The organism is Streptomyces sp. NPDC043861, assembly GCF_056435905.1.
In genome coordinates this window covers 471638-491458 of record NZ_JBWKDP010000003.1, presented here as the reverse complement: position 1 = coordinate 491458, position 19821 = coordinate 471638, and the positions used below count along the sequence as shown (strand labels likewise).

The 19821-nt window shown below is 72.9% G+C and carries 17 protein-coding genes and 1 riboswitch; of the genes, 9 read left to right on the top strand and 8 right to left on the bottom strand.

What is annotated here, in order from left to right:
- Positions 1-9: 9 nt before the first annotated feature.
- Positions 10-148: riboswitch (cobalamin riboswitch) on the bottom strand.
- 55 nt (positions 149-203) lie between these two features.
- The 3 genes from AC068D_RS09830 to AC068D_RS09820 are packed head-to-tail and all read left to right on the top strand — an operon-like array spanning position 204 to position 3726.
- On the top strand, positions 204-1571 hold the full coding sequence (locus tag AC068D_RS09830) for a cobalamin biosynthesis protein CobG (RefSeq protein WP_478822437.1): 1368 nt from the start codon (positions 204-206) through the stop codon (positions 1569-1571).
- A complete protein-coding gene (locus AC068D_RS09825) occupies positions 1568-2209 on the top strand; it encodes a precorrin-8X methylmutase (protein ID WP_478822436.1) in 642 nt (213 codons plus the stop codon). The genes AC068D_RS09830 and AC068D_RS09825 overlap by 4 nt, the downstream gene beginning before the upstream one ends.
- On the top strand, positions 2206-3726 hold the full coding sequence (locus tag AC068D_RS09820; protein ID WP_478822435.1) for a precorrin-2 C(20)-methyltransferase: 1521 nt from the start codon (positions 2206-2208) through the stop codon (positions 3724-3726). Before AC068D_RS09825 ends, AC068D_RS09820 begins: the two co-directional genes overlap by 4 nt.
- A gap of 160 nt (positions 3727-3886) precedes the next feature.
- Here AC068D_RS09820 and AC068D_RS09815 read toward each other — a convergent pair whose 3' ends face one another.
- Positions 3887-5020, bottom strand: a complete 1134-nt coding sequence (locus tag AC068D_RS09815) for a cobalt-precorrin-5B (C(1))-methyltransferase (RefSeq protein ID WP_478822434.1) — start codon at positions 5018-5020, stop codon at positions 3887-3889.
- Between the two features lie 15 nt (positions 5021-5035).
- Here AC068D_RS09815 and AC068D_RS09810 point away from each other — a divergent pair, with 15 nt between their 5' ends.
- Entirely contained in the window at positions 5036-5782 is a 747-nt protein-coding gene (locus AC068D_RS09810; RefSeq protein ID WP_478822433.1) for a cobalt-precorrin-6A reductase, read from the top strand.
- A 427-nt stretch (positions 5783-6209) separates the two neighbouring features.
- Here AC068D_RS09810 and cobM read toward each other — a convergent pair whose 3' ends face one another.
- Entirely contained in the window at positions 6210-6959 is a 750-nt protein-coding gene (gene cobM, locus AC068D_RS09805) for a precorrin-4 C(11)-methyltransferase (RefSeq protein ID WP_478822432.1), read from the bottom strand.
- Positions 6956-8206 carry a precorrin-6y C5,15-methyltransferase (decarboxylating) subunit CbiE gene (gene cbiE / locus AC068D_RS09800; protein ID WP_478822431.1) on the bottom strand — a complete coding sequence of 417 codons (1251 nt, stop codon included), beginning with the start codon at positions 8204-8206 and terminating at the stop codon, positions 6956-6958. Before cbiE ends, cobM begins: the two co-directional genes overlap by 4 nt.
- Positions 8207-8498: 292 nt before the next feature.
- Between cbiE and AC068D_RS09795 the strand changes: the two genes are divergently transcribed.
- The 4 genes from AC068D_RS09795 (at position 8499) to AC068D_RS09780 (ending at position 14201) form a co-directional block, all read left to right on the top strand.
- Entirely contained in the window at positions 8499-9587 is a 1089-nt protein-coding gene (locus tag AC068D_RS09795) for an LLM class flavin-dependent oxidoreductase (RefSeq protein ID WP_478822430.1), read from the top strand.
- A gap of 2 nt (positions 9588-9589) precedes the next feature.
- Complete coding sequence (locus AC068D_RS09790; RefSeq protein WP_478822429.1) at positions 9590-10270, top strand: FMN reductase; 681 nt, start codon at positions 9590-9592, stop codon at positions 10268-10270.
- 78 nt (positions 10271-10348) lie between these two features.
- Positions 10349-10786, top strand: a complete 438-nt coding sequence (locus tag AC068D_RS09785; protein ID WP_478822428.1) for a universal stress protein — start codon at positions 10349-10351, stop codon at positions 10784-10786.
- A 139-nt stretch (positions 10787-10925) separates the two neighbouring features.
- The gene (locus AC068D_RS09780; RefSeq protein ID WP_478822427.1) at positions 10926-14201 is read left to right on the top strand and encodes an AAA family ATPase; all 3276 of its coding nucleotides are present in this window, start codon (positions 10926-10928) and stop codon (positions 14199-14201) included.
- A gap of 147 nt (positions 14202-14348) precedes the next feature.
- Here AC068D_RS09780 and AC068D_RS09775 read toward each other — a convergent pair whose 3' ends face one another.
- The 5 genes from AC068D_RS09775 to AC068D_RS09755 all read right to left on the bottom strand — a co-directional run bounded on the left by AC068D_RS09775 (position 14349) and on the right by AC068D_RS09755 (position 18911).
- Entirely contained in the window at positions 14349-15203 is an 855-nt protein-coding gene (locus tag AC068D_RS09775; protein ID WP_478822426.1) for an ABC transporter permease, read from the bottom strand.
- Positions 15200-16201, bottom strand: a complete 1002-nt coding sequence (locus AC068D_RS09770) for an ATP-binding cassette domain-containing protein (protein WP_478822425.1) — start codon at positions 16199-16201, stop codon at positions 15200-15202. The genes AC068D_RS09775 and AC068D_RS09770 overlap by 4 nt, the downstream gene beginning before the upstream one ends.
- Positions 16202-16262: 61 nt before the next feature.
- Positions 16263-16835 (bottom strand): NADPH-dependent FMN reductase, encoded by a 573-nt coding sequence (locus tag AC068D_RS09765; protein ID WP_478822424.1) that lies wholly within the window; start codon positions 16833-16835, stop codon positions 16263-16265.
- Between the two features lie 138 nt (positions 16836-16973).
- Positions 16974-17351: a hypothetical protein gene (locus AC068D_RS09760; RefSeq protein ID WP_478822423.1), complete on the bottom strand. Its 378-nt coding sequence runs from the start codon at positions 17349-17351 to the stop codon at positions 16974-16976.
- 96 nt (positions 17352-17447) lie between these two features.
- Positions 17448-18911: an aminotransferase-like domain-containing protein gene (locus AC068D_RS09755; RefSeq protein WP_478822422.1), complete on the bottom strand. Its 1464-nt coding sequence runs from the start codon at positions 18909-18911 to the stop codon at positions 17448-17450.
- 82 nt (positions 18912-18993) lie between these two features.
- Between AC068D_RS09755 and AC068D_RS09750 the strand changes: the two genes are divergently transcribed.
- Positions 18994-19785, top strand: a complete 792-nt coding sequence (locus tag AC068D_RS09750) for an alpha/beta fold hydrolase (RefSeq protein WP_478822421.1) — start codon at positions 18994-18996, stop codon at positions 19783-19785.
- Positions 19786-19821 lie beyond the last annotated feature (36 nt).

The window sequence follows — 19821 nt, the reverse complement described above, 5'->3', positions numbered from 1 at the left end:
GCGCCCCGGGTGGTCGTGAGGACGGCGGGAGTTCCTGACTCACCGGACCCCGTGGACGAGGCCTGGCTCACAGTGGCGGGACCGCGCCGGATTCCCACCGGGCTTCCTCCCTAGGGTCCTGGGACCCTGTGCCGTCTGCATAGTAGAGGCTGCCCGCTGCCAGGAGGGGGGCCACCTGGAAGGACGTGGGTATGCTCGCCGCCATGCCGCCCACTCCCTCAACCCCAGCAGACCCGGGCGAACCTCGCATACGGGACCGGGGCGACGCCTGCCCCGGCGCACTGCGGCTGCATGCGGCGGACGACGGGCTGCTAGCCCGACTGCGCCTGCCCGGCGGGCTTTTGACGTTTCGTCAGTTCTCAGTCCTGGCCGATGCGGCGGAGTCGCTGGGCGACGGGTCGCTCAGCATCACCTCACGGGGGAACGTCGAGCTGCGGGGCCTGGGGGAGGCGTGCGGAGCGCGGCTCGCGAGCTTGCTGCGGGAGACCGGCCTGCTGCCGACCGAGACCCATGAGCGGGTGCGGAACATCGTGGCCTCACCGCTCGCCGGCCTGGACGGACTCGGTTGCGCGGACGTGCAGTTGTGGACCCGCGAACTGGACGCACTGCTGTGCGCGACCGGATGGGCGGCCGGCCTCTCAGGCCGGTTCCTGTTCGCTCTGGACGACGGGCGTGGCGATGTGTCCGGGCTCGGCGCCGATGTGACCTTGCTCGCAGAGCCGGGCGACCGGGCGGGCAACCCGGCGGGCGACCGGATGCGCGACTCGGCCGTCGTGCGGGCCGGGAAGGCCGCCTTCCGCGTCCCCGCCGCCGATGCCCCGCGGGCGGCCGTCGCCGCCGCCGAAGCCTTCCTCGCCGCGGCCGCCGCGGCCGGCACGGGCGCCTGGCGCGTCGGGGAGCTGCCTGCCGCACAGGACATGGCGCTCGGCGCATATCTGGAAAGGGCGGGCATCCCGGCGGAACCGGCCCGGCCACCCGGCCCACCGGAGGACGGGCACGCGGTCACCGCCGACGGTGACGGTCCGCTGCCGGGCGTGCCCGGAGGGCGGGGCCCCCGGCCCGGGGTCGTCGAAGGGCCCGGCCGTTGGACCGTTTCCGTCGCCGCGCCGCTCGGTCGGCTCACCGTCGCGCAGGTCCGCGCACTGTTTCCCGAGCCCTCGGGCGAGGTACGGCTCACCCCGTGGCGCGGGATCGTCGTGACCGGATTCGCCGATCGCGAAGCGGCGCGGGCACGCCTTGCGCGGCTGGCCGGCGCCGGACTGATCACCAGCGCCGACTCCCCCTGGTACGGCGTCGGCGCCTGTACCGGACGGCCCGGATGCGCCAAGTCCCTGGCCGACGTCAGAGCCGACGCGAAGGCCCGACCGGGCGCACTGCCCGTGTACTGGTCGGGCTGCGAGCGCAGATGCGGCCATCCGCAGGAGGAGTACGTGGACGTCGTGGCCACCGGCGACGGCAGCTACCGCGTGAGCGTGCACGGGGTCGGCGTACCCGTGACGTCACCCGCACAACTCGAGGACGCCGTGGCCAGGGCACGTACCCACACCCGTACCCGTACGACGACGAAATGAGCGAGAGCAGAGTGTTCGACTACGAGAAGGACGGGGCGGAGATCTACCGCCAGTCCTTTGCCACCATCCGCGCCGAAGCCGACCTCGCCGCGCTCCCCGCGGATGTCAGCCAGGTCGCGGTGCGGATGATCCACGCCTGCGGCATGGTCGATCTCGTCCGCGATCTCGCCTATTCGCCCGAGGTGGTGGCCCGCGGCCGTGCGGCCCTGCGCGCGGGTGCCCCCGTCCTGTGCGACGCCCAGATGGTGGCGAGCGGAGTCACGCGCAAGCGGCTGCCCGCCGACAACGACGTGATCTGCACGCTCTCCGACCCGTCCGTGCCGGCGCTCGCCGCCGAACTGGGCACCACTCGCAGCGCCGCCGCCCTGGAGCTGTGGCGCGACCGTCTCGACGGAGCGGTCGTCGCCGTCGGCAACGCACCCACCGCCCTCTTCCGGCTCCTGGAGATGATCAAGGAGGGGGCGCCCCGCCCCGCCGCCGTCATCGGCGTCCCGGTCGGTTTCATCGGCGCGGCCGAGTCCAAGGACGCGCTCGCCGCTCACGGTTCGGAACTGGACCACCTGGTGGTGCGCGGGCGGCGCGGCGGCAGCGCCATGGCGGCCGCGGCGATCAACGCAATGGCGAGTGAGGCGGAATGAGCACCGAGAAGCGCGGCCGGCTGTACGGCGTCGGGCTCGGCCCCGGCGACCCGTCCCTGATGACCCTGCGAGCGGTCGAGGTCATCGCGGAGGCGGACGTCGTGGCGTACCACTGTGCCCGCCACGGCCGTTCCATCGCCCGCTCGATCGTGGCGAAGCACCTGCGCTCCGACCACATCGAAGAGCGCCTGATGTATCCGATCACGGTCGAGACCACCGACCACCCCGGTGGCTACCGGGGTGCGCTCGACGACTTCTACGAGGAGGCCGCCGAGCGGCTCGCGGCGCACCTCGACGCCGGACGGACCGTGGCCGTGCTGGCGGAGGGCGACCCGCTCTTCTACGGGTCCTACCAGCACATGCACAAGCGCCTGGCCCATCGCTATCCGACCGAGGTCGTCCCCGGCGTCACCTCGGTGAGTGCGGCCGCCGCCCGGCTCGGCAAGCCGCTGGTGGAGGCCGAGGAAGTGCTGACGATCATCCCCGGCACCCTGCCGGAGGAGGAGCTGACGGCCCGTATCGCCTCGACCGACTCGGCGGTGGTCATGAAGCTGGGACGTACGTTCCCGGCGGTGCGCCGTGCTCTGGACCGCGCGGGCCGGCTGGACGACGCGCACTACGTGGAGCGGGCCACGATGGAGGGCGAGCGCACGGAACATCTGGCGGACGTGGACCCGGAGTCGGTGCCGTACTTCTCGGTCGCGGTGCTGCCGAGCCGGGTCGACGAAGTGCCTCCGGCCGCCCGCGCCGAGGGCGAGGTCGTCGTCGTCGGCACCGGCCCCGCGGGCCCGCTCTGGCTCACGCCCGAGACCCGGGGGGCGCTCGCATCCGCCGACGACCTCGTCGGCTACACGACCTACCTGGAGCGGGTACCGGCCCGCCCCGGCCAGCGCCGCCACGGCTCCGACAACAAGGTGGAGTCGGAGCGCGCCGAGCTCGCCCTGGACCTCGCACGGCGCGGGCGGCGCGTCGCCGTCGTGTCCGGCGGCGACCCCGGGGTCTTCGCGATGGCCACGGCGGTGCTGGAGGTCGCGTCCGAGGAGCCGTACCGGGGCGTGCCCGTGCGTGTCCTGCCGGGTGTGACCGCGGCGAACGCCGCGGCGGCCCGCGCCGGTGCACCGCTGGGCCACGACTACGCGACGATCTCGCTCTCGGACCGGCTCAAGCCGTGGGAGGTCATCGCGGAGCGCCTGCGGGCGGCTGCCTCCGCCGATCTCGTGCTGGCCCTCTACAACCCGGGCTCGCGCAGCCGCACCTGGCAGGTGGCCAAGGCCCGTGAACTGCTGCTGGAACACCGTGCACCGGACACGCCCGTGGTCGTGGCCCGCGATGTCGGCGGTCCGGAGGAGAGCGTACGGATCGTGCGCCTCGCCGAACTCGACCCGGCGGTGGTCGACATGAGGACGCTGCTGCTGGTCGGTTCGTCCCGGAGCCGTACGGTGCGGAGGGGATCGGGCGAGGAGATCGTCTGGACCCCGCGGACCTACCCGGAGCCGGAGCCGGATCCGCGGAGCTGACCCCGGGCCCACGGTCCCGGGTTCGGCCCGGGACCGCGCCCCCTCCTCCCCCTGGTGTCAGTGGGAGCCACCAGGGCGTCTCGTTTGGATCTTGCCGGGCTCGCGTGCCCCGCGCACCGATCCAGCCCGATCCGGGCCTCGGGCCTCCTCCGGTGCCCGGTCAGCCCCGCGGGCCCTTCGGTGACGAACGGCCCACCACCGTCCCGGCACGGTCGATGCACACCACGTCCACCGTGACCGGTGCCCCCCTGAGCACTCCGAGGGCCTGGTCCCGGGCCGCCTCGGCCACCAGATCGCCCAGAGGGACGCCGCGGGCGGCGCACAGCTGGAGGGCGGCGAGGCCGGTGTTGGCGGATGCGATCTCCGCGGCCAGCGGCTCGTCCGCGCCGCCCCGGCGCGCCAGCGCCGCCAGGAACTCCTTGTCCACCTGGGACCGGGCGGAGTGGAGATCCAGATGGCCGGCGGCCAGTTTGGACAGCTTCGCGAAGCCGCCGCAGACGGTGAGCCGGTCCACCGGATGCCGGCGCACGTACTTGAGGACCGCTCCCGCGAAGTCGCCCATGTCGAGCAGGGCGTCCTCGGGAAGGTCGTGGAGCGAGGCCACGGTCTTCTCGGACGTCGAGCCGGTACAGCCCGCGAGATGCGTACGGCCGGCCGCCCTGGCCACGTCCACCCCACGCCGGATCGAGTCGATCCAGGCGGAGCAGGAGTAGGGGACGACGATCCCCGTGGTGCCCAGGACGGAGAGGCCGCCCAGGATGCCGAGGCGCGGGTTCCAGGTGGAGCGGGCGATCTCCTCGCCGTGGTCGACGGAGACGGTGATCTCCACGTCGCCGGTGCCGCCGTGCCGCCCGGCCACGAGCGCGACGTGGTCGCGCATCATCCGGCGCGGCACGGGGTTGATCGCGGGCTCCCCCACATCCAGGGGCAGTCCGGGGCGGGTGACCGTGCCGACGCCGGGGCCGGCGCGGAAGACGACGCCCGAGCCGGGCGGCAGGATCCGTACCGTCGCGCGGACCAGCGCGCCATGGGTCACGTCCGGGTCGTCGCCCGCGTCCTTCACTATGCCCGCCATGGCACACCCGTCCGCCAGTTCCTCGGCGGCCAGGGCGAAGGCCGGGGTCTGGCCCTTGGGCAGCGTGATCGTCACCGGGTCGGGGAACTCCCCGGTGAGCAGGGCGGTGTACGCGGCGGTCGTGGCCGCGGTCGCGCAGGCACCGGTGGTCCATCCGGGCCGCAGGCCGGTGTGCTTGAGTTGGGCGCTGCGCCCGCCGGTGGCCGCGGGCTCACTCATGGAAGGTCCTCCCCCATGCACATCCTCGTCCTGGGCGGCACGACGGAGGCCCGCGCGCTCGCCGAGGCCCTGCACACCAGTGGGCTGCGGGTGACGACCTCGCTCGCGGGCCGGGTCGCGGCGCCCAGGCTGCCCCGGGGCGACGTGCGCGTCGGCGGCTTCGGCGGGGTGGAGGGCCTCGCCGACTGGCTGCGCGGGCAGCGGGTGGATGTGCTCATCGACGCCACCCATCCTTTCGCCGGGACGATCAGTTTCAACGCGGCACGTGCCGCCGACCAGGCCCATGTTCCCCTGCTCGCTCTGCGCCGCCCCGGCTGGGCCCCCGTCGAGGGCGACGACTGGCACCTCGTGGACTCCCTGCCCCGGGCGGCCGACGCCCTGCCGGGGCTGGGCGGCCGGGTGTTCCTCACGACGGGCCGCATGGGCCTGGCGGCCTTCGCCCGTCTCGAGGAGCCGTGGTTCCTCGTCCGCTCCGTGGACGCCCCGGAGCCGCCGCATCCGCCCCGTATGGAGGTCCTCCTGGACCGCGGTCCCTTCACCCTGGACGGAGAACGGGAGCTGCTGCGCCGCCATCGCATCGATGTGCTGGTGACGAAGGACAGCGGGGCCGCGGCGACGGCCCCGAAGCTGACCGCGGCCCGCGAGGCGGGCATCCCGGTGGTCGTGGTCCGCCGCCCGCCGGTCCCGGAGGGCGTGCCGGTGGTGGCGACGCCGGAGGAGGCGATGGCCTGGGTTGCCGCGCTGACGACGACCGGGGGCTGACATCCCGGCACCGGCCGGTGGCGGGTGCTTCGCACGGCCGACGGGCCCCCGGCGCCGGCCCCGCTCGTCGACGGGCGCGGCCTGCGGCCCGCCGCCTGCCCGTCCGTGGTCCGCGTGGACCACGACGTGGCCGCCGTGCCCCCGTGCGCCTCCACCGCGCGAGCTGCGGTCGCCTCCCGAGGGGGAGCCCTCGCCCGGGCCCGGGCTCCGACGGGCCCCACCGCGTGCCTGCCGGGAGGGGAACGTCACACCGTGGGGACCGGAAGCGGGCGGCCAGGTGGTCTCCGCCCCGGCGGGCCATGGACGTCCCGTCGCACCGGCGGGCGGCAACGGGCGTGGCTCCGAGGCCCGGTCCTCCGGGTCCCGTGCGGCACGGGGGGCGGGGAAGCCGCGGGAGCAAGGGCAGACGGGGGAGCGGGGATCCCCGTCAGCAGATGTGACGGTCGCGCGCGGGGTCGTACAGGTGGCTGTCCCGGAACTGCGATGCGGCGAGCGTACGGCCGACGATGATCACCGCGGTCTTGGTGATGCCCGCTCCCTTCGTCTGCTGGGCGATGTCGTCCAGCGTCCCCCGCAGGACCACCTCGTCGGGGCGGCTGGCCATGGCGACGACCGCGGCCGGGCAGTCGGCCCCGTAGTGCGGCAGCAGTTCGTCGACGACACGGTCGACGTAGCGGGCGGCCAGGTGCAGCACGAGCAGCGCGCCGCTGCGCCCCAGGGTGGCCAGGTCCTCGCCGGGCGGCATGGGTGTGGCCTGCTGCGCGATGCGCGTCAGGATGACCGTCTGGCCGACCGTCGGAACGGTCAGTTCGCGCTTCAGCGCGGCAGCCGCGGCCGCGAACGCGGGCACGCCCGGGACGACCTCGTACGCGATGCCCAGCGCGTCCAGCCGCCGCATCTGCTCCGCCACCGCGCTGAAGACCGAGGGGTCCCCCGAGTGCAGCCGGGCGACGTCGTGGCCCTCCTCGTGGGCGCGGACGATCTCGGCGACGATCTGGTCCAGGTCGAGCCGGGCGGTGTCGACCAGGCGGGCCTGCGGCGGGCACTCGGCCAGCAGTTCGCGGGGTACGAGCGAGCCGGCGTACAGACAGACCCCGCACGACGCGAGCGTCCGCGCACCCCGCACCGTGATCAGGTCGGCCGCACCGGGGCCCGCACCGATGAAGTGGACGGTCATGAAGGATCATCTCCTGATTTGGTGACGGACCATTGGGTGACGGGCATCGGCTGGCGCCAGCCGGTGAAGCCGCCGACCGGAACGGCGTGCGCCACCGCGAGCCGCACCAGGTCGCCCCCGTGCCGCCGGTACCGGTCGGCCAGCAGCGCCTCGGACTCCAGCGTCACGGTGTTGGCGACGAGCCGCCCGCCGGCCGGGAGGGCGGCCCAGCAGGCGTCCAGAAGCCCGGCCGCGGTGAGCCCGCCACCGATGAACACCGCGTCGGGTACCGGCAGCCCTGCCAGGGCGGACGGTGCGGCTCCGCCGACGACGCGCAGCCCGGGCACGCCGAGCGTCTCCGCGTTGCGGACGATGCGTTCCGCCCGTACCGCGTCCCGCTCGACCGTGATGGCCCGGCACGAGCTGTGCGTACGCATCCACTCGATGGCGATCGACCCGGAGCCGCCGCCGATGTCCCACAGCAGCTCCCCGGGCGCCGGAGCCAGTGCGGCGAGCGTCGCGGCGCGGACATGGCGCTTGGTGAGCTGGCCGTCGTTCTCGTATGCCTCGTCCGGCAGCCCCGGGACGGCCGACAGCCGCAGCGCGTCCGCCGCGCGCACGCACTCGACGGCGACGAGATTCAGCGGATCGCCCGGCGGGTGCTCCCACTCGGCGGCGGTGCCGCTGACATGGGATTCCTGCTCCGAACCGAGCCGGGCCAGGACATGCATCCGGCTCGGCCCGTAGCCCCGTTCCCGCAGCAGCCGCGCCGTCTCGCCCGGCGTCGCCGCCCCCGCGCTGAGCACCAGCAGCCGTCGCCCGTCGTGGAGCGCGGCCGCGAGGGAGGCCAGTGGGCGGCCGACCAGGGTGACCGTCCCGGTGTCCTCCAGCGGCCAGCCGAGACGGGCGCAGGCGTAGGACATGGACGAGGGATGCGGCAGTACGTGCAGGGCTTCCGCGCCGAGCTCCTCCGCCAGCGCCCGTCCGATCCCGTAGAACATGGGGTCGCCGCTCGCGAGCACGGCCACCCGCCGCCCGGCGTGCGCGGCGAGAAGCCCCGGCACGGCGGGGCGCAGCGGCGAGGGCCACGGCACGCGTTCGCCCGCGCACTCAGCCGGCAGGAGGGCGAGCTGGCGTGCTCCTCCGATGAGCACGTCGGCCTCGCGCAGAGCGGTGCGGGACGCCTCGGGCAGCCCGTCCCAGCCGTCTGCGCCGATCCCGGCAACGATGACGGCGGGCCGGGTGGTCGGGCGGGGGTCGGGGCTCACGGTCCGGAACTCTACTGTTCGCCGCTCCGCACATGCGTTCCCGCCTCAGCCCCGGGGACCGGGGCCATGGGCGCGGAGTGCACGGGACACCGGGAGGGGCGCCGTCCCGCATACGGACGATTCGATCGACGACGCCGAGGGCGGCGGCGCACGCCTGCCGCGGCCTTGGATCCGGAGCCCGACACGTGCGGGCTCCGAGGCGCTCGGACCACGGCGGAATAGAAGCAGGCCCCGCCTCGGTTCAGGTGTCAGTTGAATATTCAATCAACTGGAAACCCTGGAGGCGAACGCGATGCAGTTCGGGATCTTCACCGTCGGCGACGTGACCACCGATCCGACCAACGGCAGCGCCCCGAGCGAGCACGAACGGATCAAGGCGATGGTCGCCATCGCGCTCAAGGCCGAGGAGGTCGGCCTGGACGTCTTCGCGACCGGCGAGCACCACAATCCGCCGTTCGTGCCGTCCTCGCCGACCACGCTGCTCGGGCACATCGCGGCGCGCACCGAGAACCTGGTCCTGTCCACGTCCACGACACTGATCACCACCAACGACCCGGTGAGGATCGCCGAGGACTACGCCATGCTGCAGCACCTCGCCGACGGTCGCGTGGACCTGATGACGGGCCGTGGCAACACCGGACCGGTCTACCCCTGGTTCGGTCAGGACATCCGCCAGGGCATCCCGCTGGCCATCGAGAACTACGCCCTTCTCCACAAGCTGTGGAGGGAGGACGTCGTCGACTGGGAGGGCAGGTTCCGCACGCCGCTGCAGGGCTTCACCTCCACACCGCGGCCCCTGGACGGTGTCCCGCCCTTCGTCTGGCACGGCTCGATCCGCTCGCCGGAGATCGCCGAACAGGCCGCGTACTACGGCGACGGCTTCTTCCACAACAACATCTTCTGGCCCGCCGAGCACACCAGGCGCATGGTCGAGCTGTACCGGAAGCGGTACGCGCACTACGGGCACGGCACCCCCGAGCAGGCGATCGTCGGCCTCGGCGGACAGGTCTTCATGCGCAGGAACTCGCAGGACGCGGTCGCGGAGTTCCGTCCCTACTTCGACAACGCGCCGGTCTACGGGCACGGGCCTTCCCTGGAGGAGTTCACCGAGCAGACACCGCTGACCGTCGGCTCCCCCCAGCAGGTCATCGACCGGACCCTGTCGTTCCGCGAGTCCGTCGGCGACTACCAGCGCCAGCTGTTCCTGATGGACCACGCCGGGCTGCCGCTGAGGACGGTGCTGGAGCAGCTCGACATCCTCGGCGAGGAGGTCGTCCCCGTCCTGCGCAAGGAGTTCGCGAACCTGCGGCCCGCAGGCGTCCCGGACGCCCCCCTGCACCCCGCCGTTGCCGCCCGCCGCACCACCGGCAAGGAGACCTGACCATGGAACAGCTGAAGCTCGTCGCCGTGTCGGCGGGGCTGAGCAGCCCCTCGTCCACCCGGCTGCTCGCCGACCGCCTCGCCGAGGCGGTCCAGGGCGGACTCGCCGAGCAGGACCGCAAGGTGGTGGTCGAGGTCGTCGAGCTGCGTGATCTGGCCGTGGCCATCGCCAACAACCTCGTGACCGGCTTTCCGCAGCCCGCGTCGGCCGCCGCGGTCGACGCGGTGACGGATGCGGACGGCGTGATCGCCGTGACACCGGTCTTCGCGGGCTCCTACAGCGGGTTGTTCAAGTCGTTCTTCGATCTGATGGATCCGCGGGCACTGACCGGAAAACCGGTCCTGATCGCCGCGACCGGCGGCACCGCCCGTCACTCGCTGGTGCTCGAGCACGCGCTGCGGCCGCTCTTCGCCCAGCTGCGGGCGCTGGTCGTGCCGACCGCCGTGTACGCGGCCCCGGAGGACTGGGGCTCGGGCGGTGACGAGTACACCGAGAGCCTCCGGACCCGGATCCGCCGGGCAGGCGGCGAGCTGGCCGGGCTGATGGCCGTGCCGCCCGCCCAAGGGGCCGGGACGGCCGGGAGCACCGGCAGCAGCGGGAACGAGCGGGACCGGGAGAACGAGCGGGAGGAGGACGGGATCCTGGCCTTCCAGCGGCAGCTCGCCGGTCTCGGACTCGACTGATCCGGTTTGCGCGGGGTCTGCCGTGGAGCTTCCGTGGAACTACGGATCCCAGGAGCCGGACCGGACCGGGAGGCACGCATGGGCAGGATCGTGGTCGGCGTGGACGGCTCGGACGGCTCGCTGGACGCCCTGGGCTGGGCCGCACGGCAGGCGCAGCTGACCGGTGCCTCTTTGGAGGCAGTGACCACCTGGGAGTATCCGGCGTCCGGCTGGGCCTCGATGGTGCCCGGCATCCCGGTGGAGCTCGACCCGGAGAGGCTGGCCAGGCAGATCCAGGACGAGTCGCTGGCACGTGTCCTGGGCACCGACGCCGCCTCCGCCGTCACCCGTACGGTCCTCGTCGGCAACCCGGCCGAGACCCTCCTGGACCGGGCCGAGGGCGCCTCGCTCCTGGTCGTCGGCGCACGCGGCCACAGCGGCTTCAGGGCGGCGATGCTGGGGTCGGTGGGGCTGCATGTGACCCAGCACTCGCCGTGCCCGGTGGTCGTGGTGCGCGGCACGGCCGGCGGGGAGTGAGCCCGGCCGGTACGCGGGCCGGGCGGCGGCCGTCCGAGGGAGGAGACCCCCCGCCCGCCGGGCGGGGACGACGGCTCCGCGCACCGGCCGTCACAGAACTCCGTACCGATTGTCGGTGCGCCCTCCTATGGTTCTCGGCATGAGCCCTGCACTCATCGGGCGCGAGCACCCCGCAGGCGTCCTCCGGACCGAGATCGGCCGGGCGACGGACAGCCACGGGGGCCTCGTGCTGGTCACCGGTGAGGCGGGCATCGGCAAGACGTCCCTGGTGACCGAGGCCGCGCACGAGGCGCGGCGGCTCGGTGCACTGGTGCTCGGCGGATCGTGCTGGGACTCGGACAGTGCACCCGGCTACTGGCCGTGGGTGCAGGTCGTGCGTGCGCTGCGGCGGGCGGCGGACGAGGAGGAGTGGACGGAAGCCGAGAAGGCGGCGGGCGGCCGGCTCGCCGTGCTGCTCGGCGAGGCGACCGGCGACGACGCCGACAAGGAACCCTTCGCGGTCTACGACGCGGTGACGACCGCGCTGGTCACCGTCTCGCAGCGGCGCCCCGTCATGGTCGTGCTCGACGATCTCCACTGGTCCGACCCGGCATCGCTGAAGCTGCTGGAATTCGCGGCGCAGCACGCCTGGTTCGAGCGGCTGCTGCTGGTCGGGACCTACCGGGACGTCGAGGTGGAGAGCCCGGACCATCCCCTGCAGTCCCTCATCCTGCCCCTCGCGGCCCGGGCGACGGCGACGGTGACGCTGACCGGGCTCGAGCGGGACGAGGTGGGCACGCTGATGGCGCTGACCGCGGGGCGCGAGCCGGAGCCACCGCTCGTGGACGAGGTGCACCGGCGCACCGGCGGCAACCCGTTCTTCGTCGAGCAGACCGCCAGGCTCTGGCACGGTGGCAGCCCGGTGACCGCGGTCGCGCCCGGGGTGCGGGAAGCGGTGCGCCGGCGGCTGGTCCTGCTGCCCCAGCCGGTCGGAGCACTGCTGATCACGGCCGCCGTGCTGGGCCGCGAGTTCCATCGGAAGGTGCTGGCCGTCGTGGCCGGGGAACCGGTGCCCCATGTGGACCGGTTGCTGGAGCGCGCGGTCACGGCACGGCTGGTGACGGTGCGCAAGGCTGGGCGGTTCGCGTTCGCCCACGACCTGGTCCGGGAAACGCTGTACGACGCGCTGGACGAAGCGGACGTCCGGCGGCGGCACGGCGCCGTCGTGCGGGCGCTGGACGACGCCCCGGACATCACGGGCGAGGTCATCCCCGCGGATCTTGCGCGGCACGCCTACCTCGCCGGTGCCGAGCTCCCGCCCGGGCGCCGTGCCGAGCTGCTGGCAGCAGCAGCCCGGGACGCCTCCGGGAGGCTGGCCACCGAGGAAGCCGTCGGGCACTACCGGCGGGCGCTGGAGGTCGCGGAGGCCGGTGCCGCGCCCGGGCGGGGGCCCGTCGCCCGCCACAAGTCACACGTTGACGCCGCGGACAGCGGTGCGGGCAGCGGGGACGGCGACGCGGGCGCGGGCAGCGGGGACGGCGGGGCGGCGGGACGCGCGGCGGCCGGATCGCAACGGCAGGCGGCCCTGATCGCGCTCGACCTCGGCGGCGAGCTGCACCACGCCGGCTCGGACGCCGAATCATGGGCGTCCTTCGACCGCGCCGCCGCTCTCGCGGATTCACTGGGCGACGCCGAACTGCTGGCGCGCGTCGCGATAACGCTGCACGCACACGGCTCCCTGACCGACGGACGGCGGCGGAAGCAGACCGCGGTGCGGCTGCGGGACGCCCACCGCGCACTGATCGGTGGTGGCGCGGACCCGGAGGGGCTCAGTCCCGAGCGGATCGCCCAGGAGCTCGCCGTGCGGTCCACCGCGCTGGCCCGGCAGGACGGGGACGACGAGGCCCTGGCGTTCTCGTTGTGGGCCAGGCACGACTCGATCTGGGGGCTCGGCACCTCGGAGGAACGGCTCAGGCTCACCGACGAGATGGCGGCCGTCGCTCAGCGCACGAAGAACAACGACATGGAATTCCACGCCATGTCGATGCGCTGGGTCACCCTGCTCGAACTGGACGATCCCCGCTACCTCGAGCAACTGCGCATCTCCCAGGCCGTCGGCGAACGGATGAAGCTGCGGCGCTACGAATTGGGCGTGGCTGTCGACAAATGCCTCGTCGCCGGGCTCACCGGCAGCTTCGAGGAAGCCGAGGACCTGTTGAGGGACGCCTGTCTCAGCGGTCATGAGCACACGCCGTTCGGCTTCATGGGCCTGCACATCGAATGGGGGCTGCGGCTGCTCCAGGGTCGCGTCCGTGAAGCGGAGGACGTCCTGGCCCGGCTGGACGCGTCCGGGCATCCGTATCCGGCGCTGCTGGAGGGCATCACGGCGGCCGAGCGCGGCGACCGTGCGCTGACGCTGCGTCTGCTGGCGGGACTGGAGGCCATGCCCGAACCGCTCCCCCGGGTGTTCACCCCGCTGGGGCTCCGGCTGCGGGCGCAGGCGGCGGCGCTCTCCGGCGACGAGGGGCGCATCGCGGCGGCGCGGGCCGCGTTCGAGCCGTACCGGGGACAGTGGGTCGTGTCCCTGTACGGCTGCGACATCAGCGGTCCCGTCGACCTCTGGCTCGGCCTGCTGGATGCGGCGGCGGGCCGCTGGACCGAGGCGGTCGACGAGCTGACGGCCGCCGTGGCATCCGCCGACCGCCTTCGTGCCCGGCCCTGGGCGCTGCGGGCGAGGGCCGCCCTGGGGGATGTGCTGCGCGCCCGCGGGTCCGGCGACGACCGGGTGCGGGCGGACGCACTGGCGCGGGAGGCGGCCCGGGCCTCGGAGGCCCTGGGCACCCGGCCGGCAAGGGAGGGAGTGCGCATCGAGGTGGCTCCTCCCCCGGGTCAGGGCGAGTTCCGGCGCGAAGGAGCCGTCTGGGTCCTGTCCTATCGCGGCCGGACCGTCCATGTTCCGGACGCGAAGGGCCTGCGCGATCTCGCCGTTCTCCTCGCCCGTCCCGGCACCGAGGTTCCCGCCGCACAGCTGCTCGAACCTGCGGCCGGTGAAGCCGCTGTCGCCGCCCGCCGGTTCGGCGGCGACCCCGTCCTCGACGAGGAGGCGAAGGCGCAGTACCGCCGCCGGCTGGAGCGCCTCGACGAAGAGATCGACCGTGCCACCGAATCGGGGGACACCGCCCGCGCCGCGGCGTACGACCACGAACGCGAAGCTCTGCTGCACGAGTTGCGTACCGCCGCCGGGCTCGGCGGCCGCACCCGCCGGCTCGGCGACGAGGCCGAACGTGCCCGCAAGACGGTCACGGCCCGCATCCGCGACACCCTTCGCAGGCTCGGCTCCCTGCATCCCGAACTCGCGGCCCATCTGAGGGAGTCGGTGTCCACGGGCTCCTTCTGCGCCTACCGCCCGGACCCGCCCTCCTCATGGCGCCTGTGACGCCGTGACCCCGGCGGCACCCCCGTCATGTCGTCCAACCGCTCATGGGGAGAGGGTGGTGGCGTCGGACTTCGCTGCCGGCCACGGCGGCCCGGCGGTCTGCGGCTCCCTCGAGGGGGCCGGGGTCCGCCGGGACGCAGCGGTCCGTCACTTGCGGTTGTAGAGACGCATGGTGACCGCACCGAAGACGGTCACCAGGACCGCCGCCCAGCCCAGCGTCCAGGCGATGTCCGCGGCCGGCCAGCCGCCCTCCATCAACTCCCGCACCGCTGTGGCGAGATGAGTGACGGGACTGTTGTTGACGAACGCCTGGAGCCAGCCGGGCATGGTCTTCGGGTCGACGAAGACATTGCTCAGGAAGGTCAGCGGGAAGATCACCATCATGCTGACGCCCATGACCGACTTCTCCGAGCGCAGCAGCAGCCCGAACATGGTCCAGATCCAGGAGAAGGCGAAGGAGAACAGCATCAACAGCGCGATGCCGAGCAGGATCCCGACCACACCGCCGTCCGGCCGGTAGCCGATGATCAGGCCGACGGCCAGCATCACCACCGAGGCGATGAAGTACCGGACGAGATCGCCCAGGAGATAGCCGACCATGGGGGCGGGCCGCCACATCGGCAGGGTGCGGAAGCGGTCGAAGACACCCTTCTCGATGTCGGTGTTGACCGCCACACCCGTGTACATCGTGATCATCACGACGCTCATCACGAGGATGCCCGGCAGCAGGAACTGGATGTATGCGTCGACCGACCCCGCCAGCGCCCCTCCGAAGAGGTAGGTGTACATCAGCACCATCATGACCGGGAAGGCGGTCACGTCGAAGAGCTGCTCCGGTACGTGCTTGATCTTGAGCATGGCCCGCCAGCCGAACGTGAGGGACGCGGAGAGTGCGCTCGGCCGCGGCGGACGTTCCCCGGCCACGAGCAGAGCCGCCAGGTCCTCGGCCTTGGGGGCGACGAATGTGAGGTCGTCGGTCTCCTTGGTGGCGACGGTGCTCATGCCACGGTCTCCTTCGTGTCCGCCACCACGGTGGCCTTCTTGTCCTTGTCGGTGAGGGCGAGGAAGACCTCGTCCAGGCTGGGCTGGCCCAGCGCGAAGTTGTCCACGGTGATGCCTGCCCTGGCCAGCTCGGACAGGGCCCGCGCCGCCTGCTCGGCGGCGCCCAGCTCGGTGCCGTGGCCGTTGACCCTGGCGGTGAGGGCGAGCGGGTCGGGGTCCGGCTGCACGGTCGCGTCGAGCGCGAGCGCGAGGACGCGCTCGGCTTCGGGGCGCTGGTCGGCGTGGCGCAGCCGCAGATGGACGGCACCGGACCCGACGGACGCCTTCAGCTCACCCTTGGTGCCCTCGGCGATGACCCTGCCGTGGTCGATGACGGCGATACGGGACGCCAGCTGGTCGGCCTCGTCCAGATACTGCGTGGTCAGCAGCACGGTCGTGCCCTGCGACACGACGGCTCGCACGATGTCCCAGACCTGGTTGCGGCTGCGCGGGTCGAGGCCGGTCGTCGGCTCGTCCAGGAACAGCAGGTCGGGGGTGTTGAGGATGGAGGCCGCGATGTCGATGCGCCGCCGCATACCGCCCGAGTAGTTCTTCACCTGGCGGTCGGCGGCGTCCGACAGCCCGAAGGCGTCCAGCAGCTGGGCGGCCCGCTCACGGGCGGCCGGCTTGCCGTGCCCGAGCAGCCGGGCGAGCAGGAGCAGATTCTCGGTGCCGGTCAGGTCCTCGTCCACCGAGGCGTACTGCCCGGTGAGACTGACCCTGCTCCGCACCGCGTCGGCGTCCGCCAGCACATCGTTGCCGAAGACCCGCGCCTCTCCGCCGTCCGGCCTGAGCAGGGTGGCCAGCATCTTCACCGTGGTCGTCTTGCCGGCGCCGTTCGGCCCGAGAAGGCCGTAGACGGTGCCTGCGGGCACGCGGAGATCGACGCCGTCGACCGCCCGGTTCTCACCGAACAGTTTCACCAGGCCGGTCGTCTCGATGGCCAGATCTGTACTCATCGTCGGTTCCTTCGGTTCCTTCGCACTGGCAGTAGGGGGGTCGGAGGGCGGGTCGGGTGGTCTAGGAGATGTACGGGCGGGTCGCGCGGGCCTCACGCAGGGCAAGACCCCACCAGCGGAGCTGGTCGAGCATCAGCCCCACCGCCCCGTCCTGGTCACTGTCGAACCGGTCCCGATCGCTGTCGATCCGGTCTTCCAGGAGGTTCAGACCGATCCCGTTGCGCAAACTCACCGCATGGAGCTCGGTGAAAACCGAACGCAGCTGCTCGACCGCATAGAGTCCGCCCGATCCGTGCCCGTAGCTCACGAAGGCGACCGGCTTCGCCCGCCACTCGTCGTAGGCGTAGTCGATGGCCTGCTTCAGCGAAGCCGGAAAGGACCGGTTGTACTCGGGGGTCACGACCACGAACGCGTCGGCCCGGGACACCTCGGCCGTGAACCTCCGGATCTGCGGGGTCGGGCGGTCGGGATACCGGGCGGGGAAGTCGAAGTCGATCAGGTCGACGACGGCCAGCTCCAGGTCCTCCCGTTCGGCCGCCCGCCCGGCGAACCAGCGCCCCACGGAGTCGCCGATGCGCCCTTCGCGCGTACTGCCGATGACGACCGCGACCCGCAGCGGCGGTACGTCCTGCATGAGGCGCCTCCCTTCCGCGGTCTCCGCCCCCCTCACCGGAAGGGCGCGAGACGGCACCGCGCGGCCGCCAGACCCGATCTGGCGGCCGCGCGGATGCCTGCGGAAGAGCGCGAGATCACTCCTCGTGCGTGACGGAGGTCATTCCTCGTGCGTGTAGAAGGCGTAGAAGGTGACGAGGAACGTGGCGACCGCGAGGGCCAGCGCCAGCGCCGTCACGGTGAGGATGCTGCGTCCGCTCAAGCTGTACAGATACCCGATGGAGATGCCCATCAGCACTGCGTACGCCGCCGCCCGCAGTTCGCGCGGCAGCGCCTCCTGGACGCGGCCGAGCAGGAAGCACAGTCCCGCCAGCACGATCCCGGAGACAAAGCCGATCACCAGCTGCCCGCCGACGGACTCCCCGGCCTCACGTGCCATGAAGGACGTGTAGAAGCCGTAGATCACTCCGATGGTGAGGGGCAGCGCCCACCCGAGAGAGCCGTGGTGCCGCGCCGGCACCGCCGCATGTGCAGCCATGGCCGTGCTCCTTCCGCTCCGTCCACTTCTCCATCCACCAGCGGACACCCGCACCATCGGCGTGGCAAGTGGATCAGGCGGATGTGTCGCGGTGGATCAGACGGGATCGGTGCGGTCGCCGGGATCACCGGCCTCGGTGGTGGCGGGCGCGGCAGGGTCGAGGGCCCGGCCGGCGGCGACGGAGACGGCGGAGGAGGAGGCGGAAGCGGAGGAAGTGGGGCGGACTGCCGGATCGTCGCATTCGCCCGACGCCAGGTCCGCCAGCGTCCCGAGCGCCCACGCCAGCTCTGCCGGCGACGGCGACGCCAGCCCGACCCTGACCGCGTCCGGCGCAGTGCCGGCGCCCACCGCGAATGCCCCTCCCGGCGTCACCGCGATCCCCCGCCCGGCCGCCGCCGCGACGAACGTCTCGGCGCGCCACGGAGCGGGCAGCCGCCACCAGATGTAGTACGTACGCGGGTCGGCCCCGAGGTCGAAGTGCCCCAGCCGGTCCCGTACCCGCGCATGGCGCTTCGCCGCGTCCGCACGCTTGGACTCGGCGACCGCTCCCACGACCCCGTCCTGTGACCAGCGCGTGGCCGCTGCGAGGGAGAACCGGGCGGCGGTCCAGGCACCCGACCGCAGCGCCGCCGTCAGCGTCTCCCGATGTCCCCGGGGCGCCACGAGATAGCCGACGGTCAGCCCCGGTGCGAGGCGTTTGGACAGGCTGTCCACCAGAACCGTCCGCTCAGGGGCATGGGCGGCGAGCGGGGCGGGGGCATCCGGCGCGAGAAAGGCCCAGGTCGTGTCCTCGATCGCGGTGAGTCCCAGCTCGTCGAGCACCGCGGCCAGTTCCGCCCGGCGAGCGGGCCCCGCCGTCACCGTCAGCGGGTTGTGCAGGGTCGGCTGTGCGTACACGGCGGACAGCGGCGCCGCACGATAGGCCTCGGCGAGCGCCTGCGGAGCCATGCCCTCCGCGTCGGTCGCGATCGGCACAAGACTCACGCCAAGCCGCTCCGCGATCGTCTTGACCAGCGGATACGTCAGGGACTCAACGCCGAGTCGGCCGCCGCGCGGCACAAGCGAGGAGATCGCGGCGGCGATCGCCTGGCGGCCGTTTCCGGCGAACATGATCCTGTCAGGATCGGGTGACCAGCCGCTCCTGGCGAGCACGCCGACAGCGGCGTGACGTGCCTCCTCCGTGCCGTCCGGGGCCACCGGGCGAGCCGCCTCCGCGAGCACATCGGGACGGGTCAGCGCCGCGAGCCCCGGCGCCAGCAGTTCGGACTGCCCGGGCGCCACCGGATAGTTGAGCTCCAGATTCACCGGCGCATCACCGACGCGCTCGGTCAGCGAGGGCCCGGGCAGCGGGGGCGCCGCCCGTACGAACGTCCCGCGCCCCACCTCGCCCACCACGAGGCCACGCCGCACGAGTTCGCCGTAGACGCGGATCGCCGTGGAGGGCGCGACCCGGCGCCGGCGGGCGTACATCCGCTGGGGCGGCAACCGGTCTCCCGGGCGCAGCCTGCCCTGCGCGATGTCCTTCGCGATGTCGTCGGCGAGCCGCCGGAAGTCCTGCATCCACCCTCCACGTGCCACAGGATTGCACCGAGAGCAAAGATCTTATTGCACCGAGTAGTTGGCCGCGCCTAGCCTCGTGGGCATGCCGTCCGCACTGATCCACAACCTGTCCGTCGGCTATGACGACGAGGGCACGGGACCGGCCCTGGTCCTCGTCCACGGCCATCCCTTCGACCGCTCGATGTGGGCTCCGCAGCTCGCCGCGTTCTCGTCCACGCACCGGGTCATCGCTCCCGACCTGCGCGGTTACGGAGCCTCCGCCGTCGTGCCGGGCATCACGCTCCTCGGCGATTTCGCCCTCGACCTGGCCGGGCTGCTCGATCTGCTCGGCGTGCGCCGATGCGTCCTCGCCGGCCTCTCCATGGGCGGCCAGATCGCCATGGAGTTCTACCGTCTCTTCCCCGAGCGGGTCGGCGGACTCGTCCTCGCCGACACCTTCCCGGCCGCCGAGACCGAGGAGGGCAGGGCGTCCCGCAACGCCATGGCGGACCGGCTTCTCGCAGAGGGTATGAGGGGGTACGCGGACGAAGTACGGGACGCGATGGTGGCGCCGTACAACACGGAGGCGTCGGAAGCGGTCCACCGGATGATGCTCGCCGCCCCGCCGGCGGGTGCGGCGGCCGCGCTGCGCGGCCGGGCGCGGCGCCCGGACTACCGCGAACTGCTCACTCGGGTCGAGGTCCCCGCACTGGTCGTCGTGGGACGCGACGACGCGTTCACACCGGTGGCAGACGCAGAGGCGATGCATGCGGCCCTGCCCGAATCGACACTGTGCGTGGTCGAGGGAGCGGCCCATATGCCGAATCTCGAGCGTCCCGCCGAGTTCAACGCGGCACTGCGGGCCTACCTCGCGGGCGTACCTCGAATGGCCTAACTGAAATGTCCGATATACCGCTGATCGCCGCATGCT